Below are 20,827 nucleotides of genomic sequence, written 5' to 3' on the forward strand. Positions count from 1 at the left end.
CGCGAGGCCCACCGCCGGGATGGCGGATCGCGGTGCGTGGGCCGTCGGCCTCGATCCGCGATGCCTCCATCGGACCAGGGCGACGTGCGTCGACCAATCGGACCCTGGGATGACGCGCCCCCTACGACGGTTTGTGCGGCGTCAAACGACCGCGGCCCCCACCCCCTGCGAACGGACCGTCGACCCCGTCCCTGCGGCCAGGGCGTGGCATGCCGGCGGTGGCGACGGCGGCCGCGTCGCCGGCCGGAAAGCGGGCCGCCTCAGGCGAGCACCGGTCCGGTGTCCGCGTCCACCCGGACCGCAGCGGGCGCCGAGCCGAGGATCCGCGAGGCCGTCGGCCCGTCGTCCGGCAGGTCGGCGGGCGCATCGGCGGCCGGAAGATCGAGCACCACCCGCGTGCCGTGCGGCAGCGCCGGCGAAAAGGCCAGCGTCCCGCCATGCGCGCCGACGATGGACTTGCAGATCGCCAGGCCCATGCCCATGCCCGTGGCCTTGGTGGTGAAGAACGGCTCCAGGATCTGGCCGAGCGCCTCGGGCGAGATGCCGTCGCCCCGGTCCTCGACCACGACCTGCACCCGTCCGTCCCCTTCGGTCCCCCAGGACAGCGAGAGGCGACGCCGGTCGGCCGGCACGTCGAGCATGGCCTCCGCGCCGTTCATCAACAGGTTGATCGCCACCTGCTGAAGCTGCACACGATCGCCCATCACCCGCGTCGACGCCCCGGTGTCGGCGAGGTCGAGCGCGACGCCCAGCTCGGCGAGCGAGCCGCCCACCAGCGTGGCGCATTCGCGCAGGGCATCACCGAGGTCGACCTCGGCCAGTCGCGGTTCGACCTTGCGCGTCATCGCCCGCAGGCCCTGAATGATGCTCTTGGCCCGCCGCGCGCTCAGGCCGACGTGACGGACCATCGCCAACGCCTCGCCCACCTCCGGCTGGCTGCGGTCCAGCCAGCGGCCCGCGGCGCTCGCCGAGGTGTCGATGGCGCTCAGCGGCTGGCCGATCTCGTGCACGATGGAGGCCACCAGCTCACCCATCGCCTTCAGCCGGCTGGCCCGCTCGAGTTCCGTGAGCGCGGCGCGCAGACGCTCCTCGGCCGCGGCGCGCTGCAGGTTCTGGTCGACCGCCTCCTCATAGAGCCGGGTGTTCTCCAGCGCGAATGCGGCCTGCGACGCGATCACCTCCAGCAGTTCCGCCTTGGCCGCCGTGAACACCCGCGGGGCCAGGTTGTTCTCCAGATAGAGCACGCCGATCAGCTGACCCCGGCGCATCATCGGCACGCACAGCAGCGACCGGGGCCGATGACGTTTCACGTAGTCATCCTGGGCCAGGGCCTGCGATTCCCGCGCGTCGTCGAACTGCGCCGCCTGCTGCGCCCGGGCCACGGCGTACACCACCGACACGGGAAGCACCTCGCTCGACAGCGGGGTCGGTTTCTGCGCGACCACGATGGCGCCGGCCTGCACGCGCGCCGTGGCGCGCACCAGCCAGGCGTCGCCGCGCAGCAGCGCCAGCGTCCCGTACTCCGCGCCCGCGCTCTCGAGCGCGGTGCGCATGGTCGTGTCGACGACCCGCTCGGGCACCAGTTCGCCCCCCAGCGCATGGCTGATCCGCAGCACCGCCTGGACATCGAGGGTGTGCAGCCGCGTCGTCGGGAAACTCGTGGCCTCCGGCTCCAGCAGGTCGGCGTGGCGCGACTGGAGCTCGCGCTGCTTGGCCGTCGCGCCCCAGCGCTGCCAGGCGGCCAGCGCGTGTCGCAGATAGGCGCGCCCCTCGATGTCGCGACCCTGCGCCAGATGGAATTCCGCGGCCAGCTCCGCCGCCAGCGCCTCGACCTGCGTGAGTTGATGGCGTCGAGCCTGTGCCACCGCGTCGGCGTAGAGCGCGGCCGCGTCGGCGCCGCGACCCTGACGGCGCGCTTGTTCTGCGCGGACCAGCGCCCAGCGGGCGCCGAAGTTCTCCGGACAGTGCGTCGACCATTCGGCCAGGGCTGCCATGTGACGTTGCAGCGCCTGTGCGTCTTCATCGGGCGCCGGCGCGTCCGCGCCCGCGAGCAGTGCCAGCGCGCCATAGAACGGCAGGTCACCGTACTCGGCGAAAGCCCGTCCGGCGCCCTGGCAGGCTTCGGCGCGCAGGCGCGCCCGGCGCGCCATGGCCGCGTCGCCGAACAGCACGCCCACCTGCAGCCGGTACACCCAGTAGGCAAGGTCGACCAGCGTGGGCGCCGCCGATTCGACGGGCTCGGCCATCGTCTCGTCCATCAGGGTCTGGCCCGAGCCGCCGTGGCCGCCTTCACCACGGTCACCGCGATCGCCCCGGTCGCCATCCTGCAGCTCGCTCAGCAGCGTCCGCTGCGCCAGCAGTGCGTCGACGACGAGCTTGAAGCCCGCGTCGCGCGCCCGGGCCAGCGCGGGTTCCACGCTCTGGCGCACGTCGGCCAGGAACTCCCCGGCGAACAGCATGCCGGTCGCCCGGTTGCGACCGCAGTACAGGGCAAACGTGTGGTCGCCGACGCGCGTGGCGACTTCGAAGGCGCGGTCGAAATGCGGGCGCGCGCTGCGCGCCGGCGCCGTCCACGGGACGACGAAGGTGGCGTACGTGTGATAGACCCGCGCCTGGTAGCGGCTCAGGCCCCGCTCGTTCACCAGGTGCAGGGCCAGCTCGCCGAACGCGCGTGACGTGGCGAAGTCGCCATGGCGCGCGCCGAACAGCTGGATCATGCAGACGTAGCCGTTGGCCGAGGCATCCGCATGACCGTTGGCGATGGCCAGCCGCACCATCCGGAGCAGCATCAGGTCGACCAGGCGCTGGTCGGAATAGAGCGCCGGCGGCAGCAGGTCCGCGAAGACGTCGACCATGGCGCGGCGCCGCGGATCGGTGTCGTCCGGCAGATCGCGCAGCGCCGACATGCCGTGCGCGTCGATCCATTGGCGCACCAGGCGGTACTCGGCCTCCACCTGCGCGTCGTCCGGGCGCCGCGGCAACTCGAAACCCGCCTGTCGCAGGAAACCCAGTCCCACGTCGAGGGCGTCGTCATAGCGCCCCAGGGCGGTGTACAGCGCGGCGCGCAGGCGAGCGAGCTCGGCGCCGAACACGCCGTCGCCGGCCAGGTCCGCCAGTCCGGCGAGCCGCGCCTCGGCGTCGGCCAGCGCGCCGGTCATGAACTCGGCTTCGCCGCAGAGCAGGGCCGCCTGGAGCGCCTCCTCGCCGCGATCGCCGTCGAACCAGCGCAGCGCATGGCGGAAGTAGTCCAGCGCCGCCTGATGGGCCGTCGCGGCCTTGGCGCGCCGGCCCGCCTCGAGGTTCACCAGCGCGAAGGCGCGCCGCTCGTCCTGCGGGCCGGGCGACGGCGCTGCGAGGTTGGCCTGCGTCGCCAGGAGGTAGATCGGCACGGTCGACGGCGGTGCCGTCATCAGCCGGCGCGCGATGGACAGATGCAGCGCCGCTTGCGCCGCCGGAGGCTGCGACGCCAGCACGGCTTCACGGACGTGATCGTGGGTGAAGGCCCACTCGTCGCCGTCCGCGCTCACGAAGCCCGCCTCCGCGGCCGCCGCGAAGGCCGGCGGCAGGGCCTCGGGCGCGACGCCGCCCGCCAGCGCCAGCAAGGGGCCGGCGACGCGGTCGCCGAGCGCCGCCAGCGTCCCCAGCAGCGACAGCGTGGGCCCGGGCAGTTCATCGAGGTCCAAGGCCAGCAGCCCGCCGACATCGCACAGACCGGGCTCCGCGCGGATGCGGTGGAGGTCCCAGGTCCAGGCGCGGCGCACCGGGTCGTGCCGCAGCAACCGGGCGGCGAGCAGACGGTTCAAAAGCCGACGGATGAAGAACGGGTTGCGTCCGGTCCACTTCTCCACCAGCTGCTGCAGATCGGCCAGCGCCGCGGCATCGGACATGGCCTGCCCCAGGGCGCCGGCGATGAGCCGGCGCGTCGACGCACTGTCGATCGGCGCGAGATCCAGGTGCAGGGGCGCGACGCGCGCGCTGGGCGCGGGTGACGGATGCCGCGGATGGCCCGGGCCCGAGGACCGGATCGATCCCAGCACGAGCAGGGCCGCATCGGCATGATCGGCCAGCAGACGATCCAGCAGTCGCAGCGTCTCGACATCGGCCCATTGCAGGTCGTCCAGCATCAGCACCAAGGGGCGCTCCGGCCGCGCGAAGCAGGCGATCATGCGGCCCATCGCGTGCAGCACGAGCTCCCGTTCGAAGACCAGCGCCATGTCGGCGAGGGACGGCGCAACGTCCTCGGGGGGCAGATCCAGCAGGGGGCGCAGGTCGGGAAGCAGGCCGGCCACCGTCGCGGAGACCGGATGCGTGGCCTCGCGCAGGCGCTGGCGCCACCTCGCGAACTCCTGCTCGGCGCTGCTGAGCGCGACCTGCAGCAAGGGCCGCAGCGCGCGCGTCATCACGTCGAACGGCAGACCGGTGCCCGTGGACATGCACTTCGCCGAGGCAACCAGTGGCGCGCCGTCGCCCTCCAGGCGCGCGACCAGCTCGCGCAGCAAGCGCGACTTGCCGATGCCCGCGTCGCCATGGACGAAGGCGGTGCGCGCGCCCCCGCCGGTCCGGACACACTGGTAGAGCGCCTGCAGCTGGCGCAGTTCATGGTCACGCCCGAGGACGGGCATCGCGTGGTCCCAATCCGCCATCGCGGAGCCGGCGTTCAGCGGGAAGGTCGGGATGCCGCCGTGCTCGTCCAGCAGTTCTTCGCACGCCGTCAGGTCGGCCAGCAGCGCCGCCGCATCGGCATAACGCAGCTCGGGCGATTTCTCGAGCAGGCGGCCGACGATGCGCGACAGCTGCATCGGCACGTCGGGCCTCAGGCGATGGGCCAGGGCGGGCCGCCGGGTGGCATGCGCATGCAGGCGCGCCGCGGCGTCGGGGGCTTCGAAGAGCGGCGCGTGGACGAGCAGCTCATGGAAGATGGCGCCCAGCGCATACAGGTCGGCCCGGACATCGGCCCGGACATTCATCCGCGCGCCGAGTTCCGGCGCCAGATAGTCGAAGCTGGCGTCATCCCATTCGACGGGATCGTCCGCGGGAGCCTGCTCGTCGCCCCCGAGGCGCGAGGCCATGCCGAAGCCGATGAGGTGCGCGCATTGCAGGCGCTCATCCACCAGGATCCGGTCAGGCGTGAGCGCTCGGTGCAGCACGCCCGACCGATGCATCGCGGCGATGGCCGTCGTGACCGCGCAGGCCAGTCGGAGGAACTTGCGCACCGGCAGGGCGGGCTGGGCCAGCTCACGCAGCGGCAGGCCGCCGGGATCGCTGCCCAGGAGCAGCGATCGCTGTCCACTCGGAATGAGCGATTCCGGCTGCACCGCCCAGTCGCCGTGCAGCGCATGCCGGAACGCGTACTCGCGCTGAAGCAGCGACAGCAGGGCCGCGGAATCGTTCCGGCTCCCGGCCAGCAGCCGGGAGGAACCGTCCTCCAGCCAGACGCGATGCAACCGCGCGCCGAGGCGGCGGGCGGATTCGTAGGGCAGGTCTGCGAGTGGCGGCATCTTGTTTTATGTAGGGAACGCTACATGAAACTGGATCATAGGAGCAGTCGCCGCGGTTCGCAAGCCGGGCGGTGGGATCCCGTCGGAGCGCGGTGGTCGGCATGCCGCGTCATCGCGGCGGCGCCCGGGGCCCATACCTTGGTTGCAGCCTGCTGAACGAGGGTGCTATGGGCCGCACGCGCCGGTTTTGATGTGATGCGTCGCCTTGACCCACTCTCTTCTGGAGAACCCACATGTCCGACTCGAATCCGCCGCGCGCCGATGCCGCCCGACGTCACTTCCTCGCTGCTTCCGCGATCGCAGGCGCATCCGGTCTGAGCCTGCTGACCCGGTCCGCCGAGGCCAGCCACGGCGCCACGGCCAGCGCCTCCTGGAGCGGCGCCGTCGGCGCCGGACCCACGCAGGTCGCCGCGGGCGATGCCAGCATCCGGCCGTTCCGCATCGCCGTCCCGCAGGCGGCGCTGGACGACCTGCGGCGACGTCTGGCCACCACGCGCTGGCCCGACCGGGAGACGGTGCGTGACACCTCGCAAGGCGTGCCGCTGGCGACGCTGCGCAAGCTCTGCGCCTACTGGGGCGGGCCGTACGACTGGCGTCGTCTCGAGCGCTCGCTGAATGCGCTTCCCCAGTTCGTCACCCAGATCGACGGCGTGGACATCCACTTCCTGCATGTGAAGTCGCGACACCCGAACGCCCTGCCCCTGCTGATCACGCACGGCTGGCCCGGCTCGATCCTGGAGATGGTCAAGAGCATCGGTCCGCTGACCGATCCGACCGCGTACGGCGGCGCGGCGACGGACGCCTTCGACGTGGTCATTCCGTCGATCCCCGGCTACGGCTTCTCGGGTCGGCCGACGGAGTTGGGCTGGGGCCCCGAGCGCGTGGGGCAGGCCTGGGCGGTGCTGATGGAACGGCTCGGCTATGCACGCTACGTGTCGCAAGGCGGCGATCACGGCTCGGTGATCTCCAACGCGATGGCGCGGCTCCAGGTGCCGGGACTGGCGGGCATCCACGTCAGCATGCCGCCGACCGTGCCTCCGGAACTCGTCAAGCCGATCAATGCCGGCGACGCGGCGCCGGCGGGGCTCTCCACGCCGGAGCGCGTCGCCTTCGAGACCCTGAGCCGCTTCTTCGCGCGCAACGCGGCGTACGGCGCGCTGATGGTCACGCGGCCCCAGACCATCGGCTACGCGCTGTGCGACTCGCCGGCCACGCTGGCGGCGTTCATGTTCGAGAAGATCGCCGAATGGACCTTCAGCGACGGCCACCCGGAGCGCGTGCTGTCCAAGGACGAGATCCTCGACGACATCACGCTCTACTGGCTGAGCGACACCGGTGCGTCGTCCTCGCGCTTCTACTGGGAGAACAACAACAACAACTTCAGCGCCGAGCACCAGCGCACCGCGCAGATCCGCCTGCCGGTCGCCGTCACGATCTTCCCCGGCGAGATCTATCGCGCGCCGAGGTCCTGGACCGAACGGGCGTATCCGACCCTGGCCTACTTCCATGAAGTGGATCGCGGCGGACACTTCGCCGCGTGGGAGCAGCCGGAACTCTTCGCCTCGGAGATGCGGGCGGCCTTCCGTTCGCTGCGCTGAGTCTGTCGGCCGCCGCCTGCCGGGCGGCGGCTCGCCGCCCGGTGTTCAGCCGACGGTGATGGTCTTGGGCTCCAGGAAAGCCTCCATCCCCATCACGCCGAATTCCCGTCCCAGGCCCGACTGCTTGACCCCGCCGAACGGCGCCAGCAGATCCGGCGCCACGCGGTTGATCAGCACCGTGCCCGCCTGCAGGCGGGCGGCGATGCGTCTCGCCGCGGCGATGTCGTCGGAGAAGACATAGGCCTGCAGCCCGTACGGCGAGTCGTTGGCGACCGACACCGCGTCGTCCTCGTCGTCCACCGCCAGGATGGACAGCACCGGACCGAAGATCTCCTCGCGGGCGATGGTCATGTCGTTGCGGACGTCGGCGAACACCGTGGGCTGCACGAACCAGCCGCGCTCGATGCCGGGCGGGCGACCAGGCCCGCCGACCACCAGCGTCGCGCCTTGCTGGATTCCGCGGTGGATATAGGACTGGACGCGCTCGAAGTGGGCACGGCCGACCATGGGGCCGACGGCCGTTGCCGGATCGCCCGGGTCTCCGACCCGCAGGGCGGCCACGGCGGCTTGCACGCGCGCCACGACCTCCGCCATCCGGTGCCGCGAGACCAGCAGCCGCGTGCCGGCCACGCACGCCTGGCCGCTGTTCATGAAAGCGGCGGCGACGGCGAGCGGCACGGCCACATCCAGCCTTGCGTCATCCAGCAGCAAGGACGCGGACTTGCCTGTCAGCGCCAGGCTGACGCGCTTCAGGCCCTCGATGCCGGCCTGCGCGATGAGCTTGCCGGTGGGGGTCGAGCCGGTGAAGGACAACTTCGTGACCGCGGGATGGCTGCTGAGTGCCGCGCCGACGTCCGCGCCCCGGCCGGTCACGATGTTCACGACACCCGGCGGCAGGCCGGCGTCGTCGACGGCCTGGGCCATCACCTGCGCCTGCCAAGGGCTCAGCTCGCTGGGCTTCACGACGGTGGCGCAGCCGGCGGCCAGCGCGCCGGCCAGCTTGCTCGCCATCGTCCCGGCCGCGGCGTTCCATGGCGCGAAGAGTCCCGCCACGCCGACGGGTTCCATGCGCAGTGTCGAGATGCCGTCCGCGCCCGCCGGGCGTTCGAAGACGTAATGCTCCAGCGTGCGCGCCGCTTGCCCGAGGCATTCGGCCGCGTAGGTCGACACCCATTGCGAGCGAGAGAAGGGACCGCCGTACTCGAGGATGGAGGACTCCCGCAGCGCATCGGCGTGGGACAGCATCGCCGCCTGCAGGCGCTCGAGCATGCCGATGCGCTCGGCCTTCGAGGTCCGCGCGAAGGTCGGCTGCGCCCTCGCCGCGGCGTCGACGGCGCGTCGGACGTCCTCGCGGTTGGCCAGCCTTGCGCGGCCGATGACGGCCTCGCTGGCGGGGTTCACGATCTCGACGATCTCGTCCCCCGCGGTCGGAACGAAGCGGCCGTCGATGTAGCTGTGCTCGATGTTCAGCATGGCTGATGCCCTCAAGGAATACGGGAAGCCATCAATGTAGGGAGCACCACAACGACAGGTAACCATACGAAGGTTTCCAGGGCCATGGCCCAGCCGCCAGCGGAGAAACGGAAAGAGCACGGCGGAGAACCTTCGCCGCGTGGCGGGTCGGCAAAATGGCTGGACGATGGGTGATCTGGCTGGCGGCTTTGACGAAAGTCAAAGACCTCTGAACGCCGGGATGGATACATTCCGCCTTCCACTTCGAGCCCGCACTGATGACCTCAGCCGCCGTTGGCACTTGGGCCAATGCCGCTTCCCAGCCAGAACAAGGGCAAGGCGCTCCTGCTGAAACAACGGACGCCTTGCGCGACCATCCAACGGTGAAACGCTGGACTTCAACCGCGGCGGCATTGCTGGTGCTCAGCTTGGTGGCGCCGCATCTCCACGCAGCGCCCGCCCCTTTTGAATGTCCGATCGAGTTGCCCCGGACCGAGCAGAAGCTCGACACGGTGCCCGACGGTTTCACGGTGACGACCGCCACGCCTTATCCCAAGCACGAATTGACCGGCTTCCGAGTCATCCTTGGCCCCGTCGAAGTCTCCGACGCCACCATCAACGACAAGGCGTCGAACAAGCGCGATGCGCGCGGTGGATTGACTGAAACGCTGACGTGGAACGTCGCTCAATACGAGAGCGCCTTCGCGGTCTGCCTTTATCGAGCGACGACGCAGGCGCTCGTCCACCCGCTGACCGGATACAGCGAATGCACGGTTGTTTCGACTGCCGCCCCCAGTGGTCTGCTGAAAATGCTGTCGGCTTCCTGCCGCTGAGAATTTCGGGGCCAGTCCGTCTCATGACCTCCGTCATGCGCGCCATCGCTTTCCGTCCCGCGTTCATTTCCGTGATCGATCTGTCGCTCGCCCTGCTGGCCGCAACAACACCTGTCCAGGCCCAGTCGATCAGCGTCAAGCCCTGTCTATGGGCCAGCGCGAGCGTCAACACGCCCAACGGCCGCAGGATGCCGACCCGTCCCCAATCGGGCTGACGACGAATCTCATCGAGGGGTGTCTAGTACGGTGCATTGACCACCAGATGAGGCAGCACCATGACGGACGCTCCGAAGTCAACGATCGACCGAATCGCTGCCGTTGTAGGCGTCGTCGGCTCCATCGTCACCATTGCACTCACCTATGCCAACCAGGTAACCAAGTCCGCAATCGATCAGTCCCAGCAGCAGCTTGAGCGACGAGCTCAAGATCTCAAGGAGCGTGGCCAGGCGCTGGAAGAGGAGATTCGGAAGCGCTCGACGGGAATCGAAGAGTCGAGGGAGCGCGTCGAACGGTTCAAGTGGGTCTATTCGCTGGTGCCGGCACTCTCGGATGACGACCCAGTCAAACGCAGTGCGACCTTGGCGATGGTGAGGATGGCGCTGACGGGCGGAGAAGCAGACACGCTCCTAGCCGGCTTGCAACAGTCGCCTAGCGACAAGGTCCGTCAAGCTGCCATACAGAGTCGAGTCGTGATTGCGAAGATCGAAGCCAGCGAGCTGGAACGGCTGGTCAATGACATGGACGACCGACGTTCGTCCGACATTCGACGCTCGGCCACGGGTCGACTGCAACGCGAGTTCGCGGATTCCTCCTCTGCCGCCGGTCTGGTCATCGGCAAGCTTTCCCCCGGAAGTGCAGAGCGCCTGTCGCCGAGTGGCTTGCTGAACGCGCTGTATTACCTTTCGCGCACGTCGAGGAATGCCTGGACGCCCGAGAACCTCCAAGCGGCAGACAAAGCGCTTCCCAACCTGCGCAAGGTGGCGGTCGGCGATCAATCCAAGCCGGAACTGGCCCGTGTCGAGCAAGTAATGGCGCGCGCGCGTGATTGACAGGTTCACTTCATCTGCAAATTGTTTGACGTATGACGGTCGTCATATTATTCTTCGTCTCCATGAGCGCCTCGTCCTCCTCTTCCCGTTCCACCCGCAAGGAAGAATCCCGCGACCGCATCCTCGACGTCGCCTCCCGCACCGTCCGGCGCGCCGGCTTCGACGGCGTGGGCGTGGCGGACGTGATGAAGCAGGCCGGGCTGACGCACGGCGGCTTCTATGCGCATTTCCCGTCTCGCGACGATCTGCTGATCGCCGCCGCAGTGCGCGCGGGGCAGGACAGCCGGCAGGTCCATCAAGGCCATGTCGACCGCCTCATCGCCGCGGGCGTCCCGCCGTTTCGCGCGGTGGTGGAAACCTATCTGCATGAGGCCGGCCTCGACAACATCGAGTGCGGATGCCCCGTCGCCGCGCTGGTCTCGGAGATGCCTCGCCAATCGAGCGCCGTCCAGGACGAAGGACGTGGCCTCGTGCTGCAGCTTCAGCGGATGGTCTCGGAGGCGCTGGGGCCTGACGCTCCCGCAGAGGCCGCCTGGCCGATCGCCGCAACGCTGATCGGCGCCTTGCAACTGGCCCGCGCCGTCGGCGACAGGGACCAGGCGCTCGCCATCCTCGCCAGCACGAAGCGCTCACTGCTGGCTCAACACACCGAAGCCGCGCAGCCGGCACGGTCCGCACGCCCCGTGCGCTGATTCCTGTTTTTCGCTCAGGGACTCTCGGGTCCCTTCTCTTTGCCCACATATATGACGTGCGTCATATGAAATCAACGCGCTGCGGCGCAGAAGGAAGTTCCATGCAGATCAAGGATGCCGTCGTCTTCATCACCGGTGCGAACCGGGGCCTCGGGCTCGAATTCGCGAAACAGGCGCTGGCCCGCGGCGCGAAGAAGGTCTACGCGGCGGCGCGCGACATCTCGACCATCACGCTGCCCGGCGTCGTGCCGGTGCAGCTCGATGTGACCAAGCCCGAGCAGGCCGCTGCTGCGGCACGCGCCTGCGGCGACGTCACGCTGCTGATCAACAACGCCGGCATCGGCCGGGTCGGCGGGATCGCGAGCGACAACGCCGAGATCGTCCTGCGTGAGCAGCTCGAGACCAATCTGTTCGGCATCTTCCATGTCGCACGCGAGTTCGCGCCGGTGTTGGGCCGCAACGGCGGCGGCGCGATCCTGAACATGCTGTCCATCCTCAGCTGGGTGAACACGCCGATGCTCGGCGCCTACGGCGTCAGCAAGGCCGCGGCCTGGGCGCTGACCAACAGCCTGCGTGCCGAGCTCGCGCCGCAGGGCACGTTGGTCGCCGGCTTCCACGGCGGCTTCATCGACACGGACATGATCCGGGACTTCGACGTGCCCAAGGCCCGTCCCGAAGACGTGGTGCGAGATTCGCTCGATGGGATCGAACAGGGCGCCGTCGAGATCACCGTCGACGACTCGACGCGCCAGGTCAAGAAGGCGCTGTCGGACGGGGTGTACCTGATGGATCCGCTGGCGCGCTGAGCGTGCCGGGTGCCGCAAGGGCGCTCGACGCGTCGAAGAAGTTCACGCTGAACCGGCGTCGCAGGCGGAAGCCCAGGCGCTCGTAGAGCGCGATCGCCGTGACGTTGTCGCTGAACACGTGCAGGAAGGGCGTCTCACCACGGTCGAAGATGCCCTGCGCGACCGCCTTCATCAGCGACGCGGCAAAGCCGCGGCCACGACACGAGGGGTCGACGCAGACCGCGCTGACTTCGGTGAAGCCGGGCACCTTCATCCGCTCGCCCGACAGCGCCACGAGCCGTCCTTCCAGCCGAACGCCGATGTAGCGGCCCAGCTCGAGGGTGCGGAGCCCGAAGGGCCCGGGCTGCGTCGCACGCACGAGCTCGAGGATGTCCGGCACGTCCGTGGCACCGAGCGTCAGCGTCTCGATGTCCGGCACGGGCGCCAGCGCCGATGCATCCACCAGTACCATCTGGTCGACCGGCGCCCGCTTGATCGGCACGATGCCACCGAACGGACGTTCGTCCTCCGCCGTCACGAGGACGACGGGAGATCCGACGCGCAGCAGTGCCGACAGTTGTTCAGGCGAGCCGTTCGACGGCGGGCGGATCGCCCCGAAGGGGGCGACGTCCGGCAGGAATCGTCGGGCATCACCCTCGCTGACGGCCAACGAGGTTTGACGGCTGGTGAGCGCATGCCAGACCACATGATCGAGCGGCGAGTCGTCGGGAGGCTGAGGGACAGGGGAAGTCGGCGCGATGTTCATGCGCCAGCACTCTAGGCGGTCAGCGGTCGTGGCGCCACAGTCGCCCGCGACATCCCGGCGGTCATTCACGACGCGCCGGTTTCTCCTCGCCCGACGCCGCCCTGTTGCGTGATCACTCCGCCTTCGCGCCGGCCGCCTTGATCACCGGATCCCACTTCTTGATCTCAGCGGCCGTCTGCGTGCCGAGCGCCTGCGGCTTGAGGCGGTCGCCTTGCGGCGGGACGACGCCCATCTCCTGGAAGCGCTTCACGACGTTGGGATCCACCAGCGCATGACGCAGCGCCGTGTTCAGGCGCGTCACGACCGGCGCGGGCGTGCCCTTCGGCGCATAGACCCCGTGCCACACGGCCAGCTCGAAACCGGGCAGGCCGCCTTCGGCGAAGGTGGGAACGTTCGGCAGCTGCGACACGCGCGCCTTGGTCGCCATCGCATACGCCTTGAGCGCCCCCGAGGCCACGTGCGGGCCCGTCGCCACCGGCTGGTCGCAGATCAGGTCGACATTGCCGGCGATCACATCCTGCAGCGCCGGCCCGGTGCCGCGGTACGGCACCATCGTCACCGTGGTGTTCGTGGTCTGGCTGAACAGCATCGCGCAGAGATGCGAGGTCGCGCCGACGCCCGCATGCGCGAACCGCACCTCGCCGGGCTTGGCCTTCATCTGCTTGATGACCTCGGCGACCGTCGCCGGCGCGAAGTCCTTGTTCCCCACCAGGATCATCGGCACGTCACCCGCCAAGCTGATCGGCACCAGGTCTTTCGTGGCATCGAACGGCAGCTTCGGATACAGCGCCGGCGCCGTCGCGATGCCCATGTTGTGCAGCAGCACCGTATAGCCGTCAGCCGGCGCCCGCGCCACCTTGGCCGTGCCGATCGTGCCGCCGGCGCCACCCGCGTTCTCCACGATCACCTGCTGGCCCAGGTCGCGCGTCATCGCTTCGGCGATCAGCCGGCCGATCACGTCGGTGGAGCCGCCCGTCGCGTAGGGAATCACCATCGTGATCGGCTTGTCCGGATACGCGGCGGATGCCGCCGTGGCCAACGCCATCGATACCGTCGTCACCGTGACGGTCAGGACCTTCTTCGCAATCTTTCGCATGTCTCGCTCCAAGGGGGTAAGGAAGTGCGCCTCCGGTCCATCGCCGGCCGCTGCGTGTCTGTCGATGAAGGAAATGAAATGCGCCTCGACGCGAGCCGTCAGGCCGCGCCGATGCCGCCGAAGCTCATCAGCTTCAGCTCGGTGTATTCGTCCAGGCCGTGCCGGGAGCCTTCGCGCCCCAGCCCGGATTGCTTGATGCCGCCGAACGGCACCGTCTCGCTCGAGATCGCGCCGGTGTTGATGCCGACCATCCCCGACTCGATCGCCTCCGCGACGCGGAAGCAGCGCGCGACATCGCGCGAGTAGAAGTAGCTCGCCAGGCCGAACTCGCTCGCGTTGGCCCAGGTGATCGCCTCCGCTTCGGTGTCGAAGGCCACCAGCGGCGCGACGGGACCGAAGGTCTCCTCGTCCAGGCAGCGCATGCCCGCCTTCACGTCGAGCAGCACGGTCGGTTGCATGAACCAGCCGGGTCCGTCGATCGCCTGGCCGCCTGTGCCCAGGCGTGCGCCGCGGTCCAGCGCATCGCGCACGTGCGACAGCGCCTTGCGCCGCGCCGCCTCGTTGATCAGCGGACCTTGCGTCACGCCTTCTTCCAGGCCGTTGCCGGTCCGCAGCGCGCGGACACGCTGGATCAGCCGCGCCGCGAAGTCCTCGTAGATGCCGCGTTGCACAAAGAGCCGGTTGGCGCAGACACAGGTCTGGCCGGCGTTGCGGAACTTGGAGGCGATCGCGCCCTCCACCGCCGCGTCGAGGTCCGCATCGTCGAAGACGATGAACGGCGCATTGCCGCCGAGCTCCAGACCGAGCTTCTTCACCGTCGGCGCGCATTGCGCCATCAGCAGGCGGCCCACCGGCGTGGAGCCGGTGAAGCTGAGCATCCGCACCGTCGGCGACGACGTGAGCGCCGCGCCGATCTCGACAGCATCACCGATGACGACGTTCAGCACGCCGACCGGGAGGCCGGCGTCGAGCGCGAGCTCCGCGAGTCGCAATGCGGTCAGCGGCGTCAGCTCCGACGGCTTCAGCACCATCGTGCAGCCGGCCGCGAGCGCCGGCGCCACCTTGCGCGTGATCATCGCGGCGGGGAAGTTCCACGGCGTGATCGCGGCGCAGACGCCCACCGGCTCGCGCACGACGAGCTGCCGCCGATCCGGCGACGAGGCCGGGATCGTCTCGCCATGCAAGCGCCGCGCCTCCTCGGCGTAGAAGCGGATGTAGCTCGCGGCATAGACGATCTCGGCGCGCGCTTCCGCCAGCGGCTTGCCTTGCTCGGAGAGCATGACGCGTGCCAGTTCGTCGGTCTTCGCGATGACGAGCTCGAACCAACGCTGCAGCACTTCGGCGCGGGCGTGACCGCCGCGCCGCCGCCAATCGACCTGTGCGATGCGCGCCGCCTCGATGGCCGCCTGCGCCTCTGGCGCCGAGGCCTTGCGCACCTGCGCGACGCGCTCGCCGGTCGCGGGGTTGACGACGTCGAAGGAAGCGCTCATCGCGTCAGGCCCTGCCGACGAAACGGAAGAGCTCGGTGTGATCCGCGGCCGGGCCGAGCGATTCGGAGGCCTCCGCGGTCATCGCGTACACGTCCTGCGCCAGGGCCATCGGCAGGCCCATCGTGCGGCCCAGCGACGCGGCGATGCCCACATCCTTCGCCTGCAGCGCCAGCGAGAAGCCCGAGTTGAACGCACCGTTCAGCATGAACTGGTGGGCCTTGTTCTCGGTCGTGTTGTTCCGCCCGGTCGAGGCCTGGATCACATCGACGATCGTGGCCGGGTCGATGCCGAAGGCCTCGCCCACATGGATCGCTTCCGCGGTGGCGATCAGCGCGGCGGCGGACACGTAGTTGTTCAGCGCCTTCAGCGCATGGCCGGCGCCGACCGGGCCGACATGGGTGATGGCCTTGCCCATCGTCTCCAGCACCGGACGCACCCGCTCGAAGGCGGGGACGTCGCCGCCCACCATGATGGCGAGCGTGCCCCCCACGGCCTTCTTGACACCGCCCGAGACCGGCGCGTCGATCAGCGTGATGCCGGCCTCGCCCAGACGCTCGGCGAGCGCGCGGGTGCGATTGGGATCGGCGGAGCTCATCTCCACCACCACCGCGCCGCGCTGGAGTTGCGCGGCCAGCGGCCCCACGACGGCGTCGACGATGTCCGAGTTCGGCAGCATGGTCACGAGGACCTCGCAGGCCGCGAAGTCCGAGGCGCCGCTGGCGATGCGCGCGCCGGCGTGGGCGTCAGCGAAGGCCCGGGCGACCTCCGGCCGCGCGTCCTGCACGACCAGCTCGTGGCCGGCGGCGTGCAGCAGGTGGGCCATGGGCGTGCCCATCATGCCCAGGCCGATGAATCCGATGCGGGTCATGGCGGCGGCTCCTCAGGCGTCCATGTCCTTGAACACCTCGGCGGCGACCCGGAACGAGTCGATCGCCGCCGGCACGCCGCAGTAGATCGCCGTCTGGAGGAAGACTTCCTTGATCTCGTCGCGGGTCAGGCCGTTGTTGATGGCGCCGCGCACATGCAGCTTCAGCTCGTGCGGGCGGTTCAGCGCGGTGATCATGGCCAGGTTCAGGAAGGAGCGCGTGCGGCGGTCCAGCCCCGGTCGGTTCCACACGTCGCCCCAGCAGTACTGCGTGACCAGCTCCTGCATGTCGATGTTGAAGTCCGTGGCGTTCTTGATCGAGGCGTCGACGTACTCGGCGCCGAGCACCTCGCGGCGGGTCGAGAGACCTTGGTCGAACAGGGCCTGGTTCTTCGGGGCGTACGCACGGGTCATCGGAAACTCCTGGTGATGGGGTGGGGACGAGACGAGCCGTCTGCGGCCGGTCGATGGCCCAATGTAGTCGGATTGTCTGACAATCCGACACTAGGAATACGAGGATTGAAAGCGCGGTGGACGTGTTGTATGACAATCCGTCTGTATGAACATCAGGTGATCTGTCCGTCTGGACATCGCCCGCCCACAGGTAGGATCCGGCTCATGAGCCTCGTCAAAGTTGCCCGCGAAGAGACGTCACTGCGCCAGCGCGCCACCCAGGCGCTGCGCACCGCCATCCTGGACGGCGTGCTCGCGCCGGGTCAGAAGCTGTCGGAGCGGGAGCTCTGCGAGAGCCTGGACGTCAGCCGCTCCTGCGTGCGGGAGTCGCTGCAGCACCTGCAGGCCGAGGGGCTCATCACGATCATTCCGCACCGCGGGCCGGAGGTGACCAGCATCTCGCGCGACGAGGTGCGCGAGATCTACGAGGTCCGCGCCAGCCTGGAGAGCCTGGCCGGACGTGGCTTCGCGACGAACGCGTCGGACCCCCAGCGGGCGGCGCTGCGCGCCAAGCTGACCGAGCTCGCGCAGGCGCATGCCGCCGGCGACCGGGCCCGGATCCTCACGATCAAGAACCAGTTCTACGACATCCTGGTCGAGGGCTGCGGCAACACCGTGGCGGGGCAGATGCTGAAGCAGCTGAACAACCGCGTGACGGTGCTGCGCCGCATCTCGATGGCGCAGCCGGGGCGGCTGCCCGAGACGCTGCGGGAGCTCGATGCGATCGTCACGGCGATCGAGCAGCGCGACGGCGAGCTCGCCGCGCGGTTGTGCGGCGAGCATGTGAAGCAGGCGGCGGAGAACGTGCTCCGCAGCATGGGTTGAGGGCTACCGCCGCTCCCGTTGGGAGCGGCGGTGGGCGTCAATCGGCGATCAATCCGCGTACTGCCCCGACGCCTCGATCACCTTCTTCCAGCGCGCGACTTCGGTCTCGACGAAGTGCTTGTGGCCGGCCGGTTCGAGCCGGCCGTCGTTGACGACGCTGATGCCGAGCGCCTCCGAACGCTTGACCAGGTCCGGGTCCTTCAACGCGGCCTTCAGCGCGTCGTTGAGCTTCTTCAGCACCGGCGCGGGGGTGTCCTTCGGCGCGTAGAGCCCGTGCCACACGGTCACGCTGAAGTCCTTCAGCCCGGCCTCCGACAGCGTCGGCAACGCGGCCAGCGCCGGCAGCGCCATCCGCTGCGTGCTGGTCACGGCGTAGGCCTTGACCTTGCCACCCTCGATCTGCGGCACGGCGTTGGTGGCCTGCTCGCACATGAGGTCGACCTGGCCGCCCATCAGGTCGGTCATCGCCGGGCCGGTGCCCTTGTACGGCACCGAGGTCAGGTTGGTCTTCAGCGCCGACTGCAGCATCAGCCCGCACAGCTGCGACGCAGAGCCCACGCCGGCATGCGCGAGGTTGATCTTCGACGGGTCGGCCGCGATGACCTTGCGCAGCTCGTCGAAGGTCTTGGCCGGCATCGACGGCTTGGCGATCAGCGTGGACGGCGCCTCGTTGATCAGGCCGAGGAAGGCGAAGTCGTCGATGCCCTTGTACGGCAGCTTGCGGTAGAGCGACGGCGCGGTCGCGAAGCCGATGTGGTGCACCAGCAGCGTGTAGCCGTCCGGCGGCGCCTTGGCCACGCGCGAGGTGCCCAGCGTGCCGCCCGCGCCGCCGACGTTCTCGACGATGACCGTCTGGCCGAGCTTCTTGCGCAGCGCCTCGGCCAGGTCGCGGGCGATCTTGTCCGACGGCCCGCCGGCCGCGAACGGCACGATCAGCGTCACCGGCTTGTCCGGGAATTCGGCGCGCGCCAGCGTCGTCACGACGCCCAGCGCCACCGCGATGCCGGTCAACGCCAGCCGCCTGCGGATCTTGTCCATGCGTGTCTCCTCGATGTCCTCTGATGGGATCTGTGGCTCTGCCCGAGGCGACCGCCCCGGCCTGTGCCGATCATCGAGACCCGCGCCGCTTCACACCAATGCCGGATTTGTTGGCTTTGATGCCGCGCCGGCACCGCCGGCCACCGCCGCCCAGAACGTCTCCGCCGCCGCGCCCATCGCGCCGCGATCGCGATGCAGGCGGATGTCGAGGTCCAGGTGCCAGTCCTTGCCCCCGGCGACCACCAGCCGCCCAGCGGAGAGGTCGTCGCCGATGAGGATCTTCGGCAGCCAGGCCACACCGCGGCCGTCCAGCGCCATCGTGCGCAACACCGACGCCAGATGCGCCGTGAACACCGGTTGCACGTTGAGCCGGTCCAGCGCCGTGCCCTTGACCTCGCGCAGGATCCGACCCAGCCCGGACTCCGAGCTGTAGGCGAGCAGCGGTACCGCGGCCCCCTTCGATCCCTTCCCGGATTCGAGCGGATGCGCCGGCCCGCCGTCCGCATCGGGCGCGCAGACCGGCAGCAGTTCATCCTGGCCGACGACCACGCGGGCGAACGCCGCCTCGTCCAACGGCCCCTGCACCTGCCGGTGCCCATGCGCGAGCACGAACTGCACCTGGCTCTGCAGCAGCAGCGCCTCGCATTTCTGCTGGGTGTCGGAGACGAGGTTCACCGGACCGACGCTGGTGCGGGCCTCCAGCGCGCGCAGCCAGCGCGGCATGAACGAGAACGACAGCGCATGCGTCGCCGCGAAGCGCAGCGTCTGCGAGCTGGCTTCCGCGATGGCGCGCGCCTCGCCGGGGACGCGGGCGACGTGCGCCTGCAGCTCCTGGGCGGTCTTTCGGAACCACACGCCTGCGTCGGTCAGCCGCGCGGGCTGGGAGCTTCGATCGAAGAGGTCCGTGCCCAGCCACTCCTCCAGCGCGCGGATGCGCCGGCTGAAGGCGGGCTGCGTCATGTGGCGCTCTTCCGCCGCGCGCGAGAAGTTGCCGCTGGCGGCCAGCACCATGAAGTCATCGATCCAGCTCAGGTTCAGGGTCATGGCGGTGGGGGTGGAAGCAGGGGGCGAGGAGGCGGTGCCCGCAAGGCATCAAAAGCTAAGAAAACTGAATTGGCCTCGCGAGGGGGTGCGGCGGGATCATGCGACCCATTCGAGCCAACCTGAAGTGGAGTTCCCCGTGAAGATCGTCGAGATCCGAGAAAAGACGCTGCCAATCAGCAGCCCCATCCGCAACGCCTACATCGACTTTAGCAAGATGACCCTGAGCCTCGTGGCGGTCATCACGGACGTGATCCGCGACGGCAAGCCGGTGGTGGGCTACGGCTTCAACTCCAACGGCCGCTACGGCCAGGGCACGCTGATGCGCGAGCGCTTCATCCCGCGCATCCTCGAGGCCGATCCCGATTCGCTGCTGGACAGCCGCGGCATCCTCGACGCCCACAAGGTCTGGGACGCGATGTTCACCAACGAGAAGCCCGGCGGTCACGGCGAGCGCTCCGTCGCCATCGGCACCATCGACATGGCGGTGTGGGACGCGGTCGCGAAGATCGAAGGCAAGCCGCTGTTCCAGCTGCTGGCCGAGCGCTACGGCACCGGCACGCCGGACCGCAAGGTCTTCGTCTATGCCGCGGGCGGCTACTACTACCCGGGCCAGGACCACGGCAAGCTCAAGGACGAGATGCGGAGCTACATCGACCGCGGCTACTCGGTGGTGAAGAAGAAGATCGGCGGCGCGTCGCTGGACGAGGACCTGCGCCGCATCGACTCGATCCTGAGCGTGCTGGGCGACGGGCAGAAGCTGTGCGTCGACGCCAACGGGCGCTTCGACCTGGACACGGCGATCGCGTATGCGAAGGCGCTGTCGAAGTACGACCTGTTCTGGTACGAGGAAGCCGGCGATCCGCTGGACTTCGAGCTGCAGGCGACGCTGCGCAACTACTACGCCAATCCGATGGCGACGGGCGAGAACCTGTTCTCCATGCAGGACGCGCGCAATCTGATCCGCTACGGCGGCATGCGGCCGGACCGCGACTGGCTGCAGTTCGACTGCGCGCTGAGCTACGGCCTGGTCGAGTACCTGCGCACGCTGGACATGCTCAAGGAACACGGCTGGTCCGCGAGCCGCTGCGTGCCGCACGGCGGGCACCAGATGTCGCTGAACATCGCGGCCGGCCTGGGCCTGGGCGGCAACGAGTCGTATCCGGACCTGTTCCAGCCCTTCGGCGGTTTCCCTGACGGGGTGAAGGTGGAGAACTCCTACGTCACGTTGCCGGACCTGCCGGGGATCGGGTTCGAGGGGAAGTCGGACCTCTACGCGGTGATGAAGCACCTGTCTTCGTGACGCCAACGGTCGTGGGCTCGTGGGTTGACGAATTGATCAGCAG

The 20,827-nt window shown here is 69.3% G+C and carries 17 protein-coding genes; 8 read left to right on the plus strand and 9 right to left on the minus strand.

The features are described from left to right. Nucleotides 1-260: 260 nt before the first annotated feature. Nucleotides 261-5,498 carry a trifunctional serine/threonine-protein kinase/ATP-binding protein/sensor histidine kinase gene (locus AC07PR_RS26545; RefSeq protein ID WP_495137067.1) on the minus strand — a complete coding sequence of 1,746 codons (5,238 nt, stop codon included), beginning with the start codon at nt 5,496-5,498 and terminating at the stop codon, nt 261-263. Between the two features lie 233 nt (nt 5,499-5,731). On the opposite strand from AC07PR_RS26545, the gene AC07PR_RS26550 reads away from it, so the two are divergent. Next, nucleotides 5,732-7,096, plus strand: a complete 1,365-nt coding sequence (locus tag AC07PR_RS26550; protein WP_495137068.1) for an epoxide hydrolase family protein — start codon at nt 5,732-5,734, stop codon at nt 7,094-7,096. Nucleotides 7,097-7,141: 45 nt separating this feature from the next. Here AC07PR_RS26550 and AC07PR_RS26555 read toward each other — a convergent pair whose 3' ends face one another. Then, on the minus strand, nt 7,142-8,569 hold the full coding sequence (locus AC07PR_RS26555; protein WP_495137069.1) for an aldehyde dehydrogenase family protein: 1,428 nt from the start codon (nt 8,567-8,569) through the stop codon (nt 7,142-7,144). 257 nt (nt 8,570-8,826) lie between these two features. Here AC07PR_RS26555 and AC07PR_RS26560 point away from each other — a divergent pair, with 257 nt between their 5' ends. The 5 genes from AC07PR_RS26560 to AC07PR_RS26580 all read left to right on the plus strand — a co-directional run bounded on the left by AC07PR_RS26560 (nt 8,827) and on the right by AC07PR_RS26580 (nt 11,928). Next, entirely contained in the window at nt 8,827-9,381 is a 555-nt protein-coding gene (locus AC07PR_RS26560) for an STY0301 family protein (protein WP_495137070.1), read from the plus strand. A 35-nt stretch (nt 9,382-9,416) separates the two neighbouring features. Next, nucleotides 9,417-9,596, plus strand: coding sequence for a hypothetical protein (locus AC07PR_RS26565; RefSeq protein ID WP_495137071.1), 180 nt, complete (start codon nt 9,417-9,419; stop codon nt 9,594-9,596). Between the two features lie 60 nt (nt 9,597-9,656). Next, on the plus strand, nt 9,657-10,430 hold the full coding sequence (locus tag AC07PR_RS26570) for a hypothetical protein (RefSeq protein ID WP_495137072.1): 774 nt from the start codon (nt 9,657-9,659) through the stop codon (nt 10,428-10,430). A gap of 62 nt (nt 10,431-10,492) precedes the next feature. Further along, nucleotides 10,493-11,122: a TetR/AcrR family transcriptional regulator gene (locus AC07PR_RS26575; protein WP_495137073.1), complete on the plus strand. Its 630-nt coding sequence runs from the start codon at nt 10,493-10,495 to the stop codon at nt 11,120-11,122. A gap of 101 nt (nt 11,123-11,223) precedes the next feature. Beyond that, nucleotides 11,224-11,928 carry an SDR family oxidoreductase gene (locus tag AC07PR_RS26580; protein WP_377159011.1) on the plus strand — a complete coding sequence of 235 codons (705 nt, stop codon included), beginning with the start codon at nt 11,224-11,226 and terminating at the stop codon, nt 11,926-11,928. Here AC07PR_RS26580 and AC07PR_RS26585 read toward each other — a convergent pair. From AC07PR_RS26585 to pcaC, 5 genes are all read right to left on the minus strand, one after another. Continuing rightward, complete coding sequence (locus tag AC07PR_RS26585; protein WP_495137074.1) at nt 11,876-12,673, minus strand: GNAT family N-acetyltransferase; 798 nt, start codon at nt 12,671-12,673, stop codon at nt 11,876-11,878. The genes AC07PR_RS26580 and AC07PR_RS26585 overlap by 53 nt on opposite strands. Nucleotides 12,674-12,785: 112 nt before the next feature. Further along, nucleotides 12,786-13,718 (minus strand): tripartite tricarboxylate transporter substrate-binding protein, encoded by a 933-nt coding sequence (locus AC07PR_RS26590; RefSeq protein WP_495137164.1) that lies wholly within the window; start codon nt 13,716-13,718, stop codon nt 12,786-12,788. A gap of 149 nt (nt 13,719-13,867) precedes the next feature. After that, nucleotides 13,868-15,259 carry an NAD-dependent succinate-semialdehyde dehydrogenase gene (locus AC07PR_RS26595; RefSeq protein WP_495137075.1) on the minus strand — a complete coding sequence of 464 codons (1,392 nt, stop codon included), beginning with the start codon at nt 15,257-15,259 and terminating at the stop codon, nt 13,868-13,870. A 4-nt stretch (nt 15,260-15,263) separates the two neighbouring features. Next, the gene (locus AC07PR_RS26600) at nt 15,264-16,127 is read right to left on the minus strand and encodes an NAD(P)-dependent oxidoreductase (RefSeq protein WP_495137076.1); all 864 of its coding nucleotides are present in this window, start codon (nt 16,125-16,127) and stop codon (nt 15,264-15,266) included. A gap of 12 nt (nt 16,128-16,139) precedes the next feature. Beyond that, nucleotides 16,140-16,538, minus strand: coding sequence for a 4-carboxymuconolactone decarboxylase (gene pcaC / locus AC07PR_RS26605; protein WP_377159003.1), 399 nt, complete (start codon nt 16,536-16,538; stop codon nt 16,140-16,142). A gap of 204 nt (nt 16,539-16,742) precedes the next feature. Here pcaC and AC07PR_RS26610 point away from each other — a divergent pair, with 204 nt between their 5' ends. Beyond that, nucleotides 16,743-17,402, plus strand: coding sequence for a GntR family transcriptional regulator (locus AC07PR_RS26610; protein ID WP_377159002.1), 660 nt, complete (start codon nt 16,743-16,745; stop codon nt 17,400-17,402). A gap of 48 nt (nt 17,403-17,450) precedes the next feature. Here the strand turns inward: AC07PR_RS26610 and AC07PR_RS26615 are convergent, their stop codons facing one another. Together AC07PR_RS26615 and AC07PR_RS26620 are read right to left on the minus strand one after the other, a co-directional pair. After that, a complete protein-coding gene (locus AC07PR_RS26615) occupies nt 17,451-18,440 on the minus strand; it encodes a tripartite tricarboxylate transporter substrate-binding protein (protein WP_377158999.1) in 990 nt (329 codons plus the stop codon). A 90-nt stretch (nt 18,441-18,530) separates the two neighbouring features. Beyond that, on the minus strand, nt 18,531-19,484 hold the full coding sequence (locus AC07PR_RS26620) for a LysR substrate-binding domain-containing protein (RefSeq protein WP_483108276.1): 954 nt from the start codon (nt 19,482-19,484) through the stop codon (nt 18,531-18,533). 136 nt (nt 19,485-19,620) lie between these two features. Between AC07PR_RS26620 and AC07PR_RS26625 the strand changes: the two genes are divergently transcribed. Continuing rightward, the gene (locus AC07PR_RS26625) at nt 19,621-20,784 is read left to right on the plus strand and encodes a mandelate racemase/muconate lactonizing enzyme family protein (protein WP_495137077.1); all 1,164 of its coding nucleotides are present in this window, start codon (nt 19,621-19,623) and stop codon (nt 20,782-20,784) included. The last annotated feature ends 43 nt before the right edge of the window (nt 20,785-20,827 follow it).

This window comes from Roseateles sp. GW821-FHT09H11 (genome assembly GCF_059415845.1).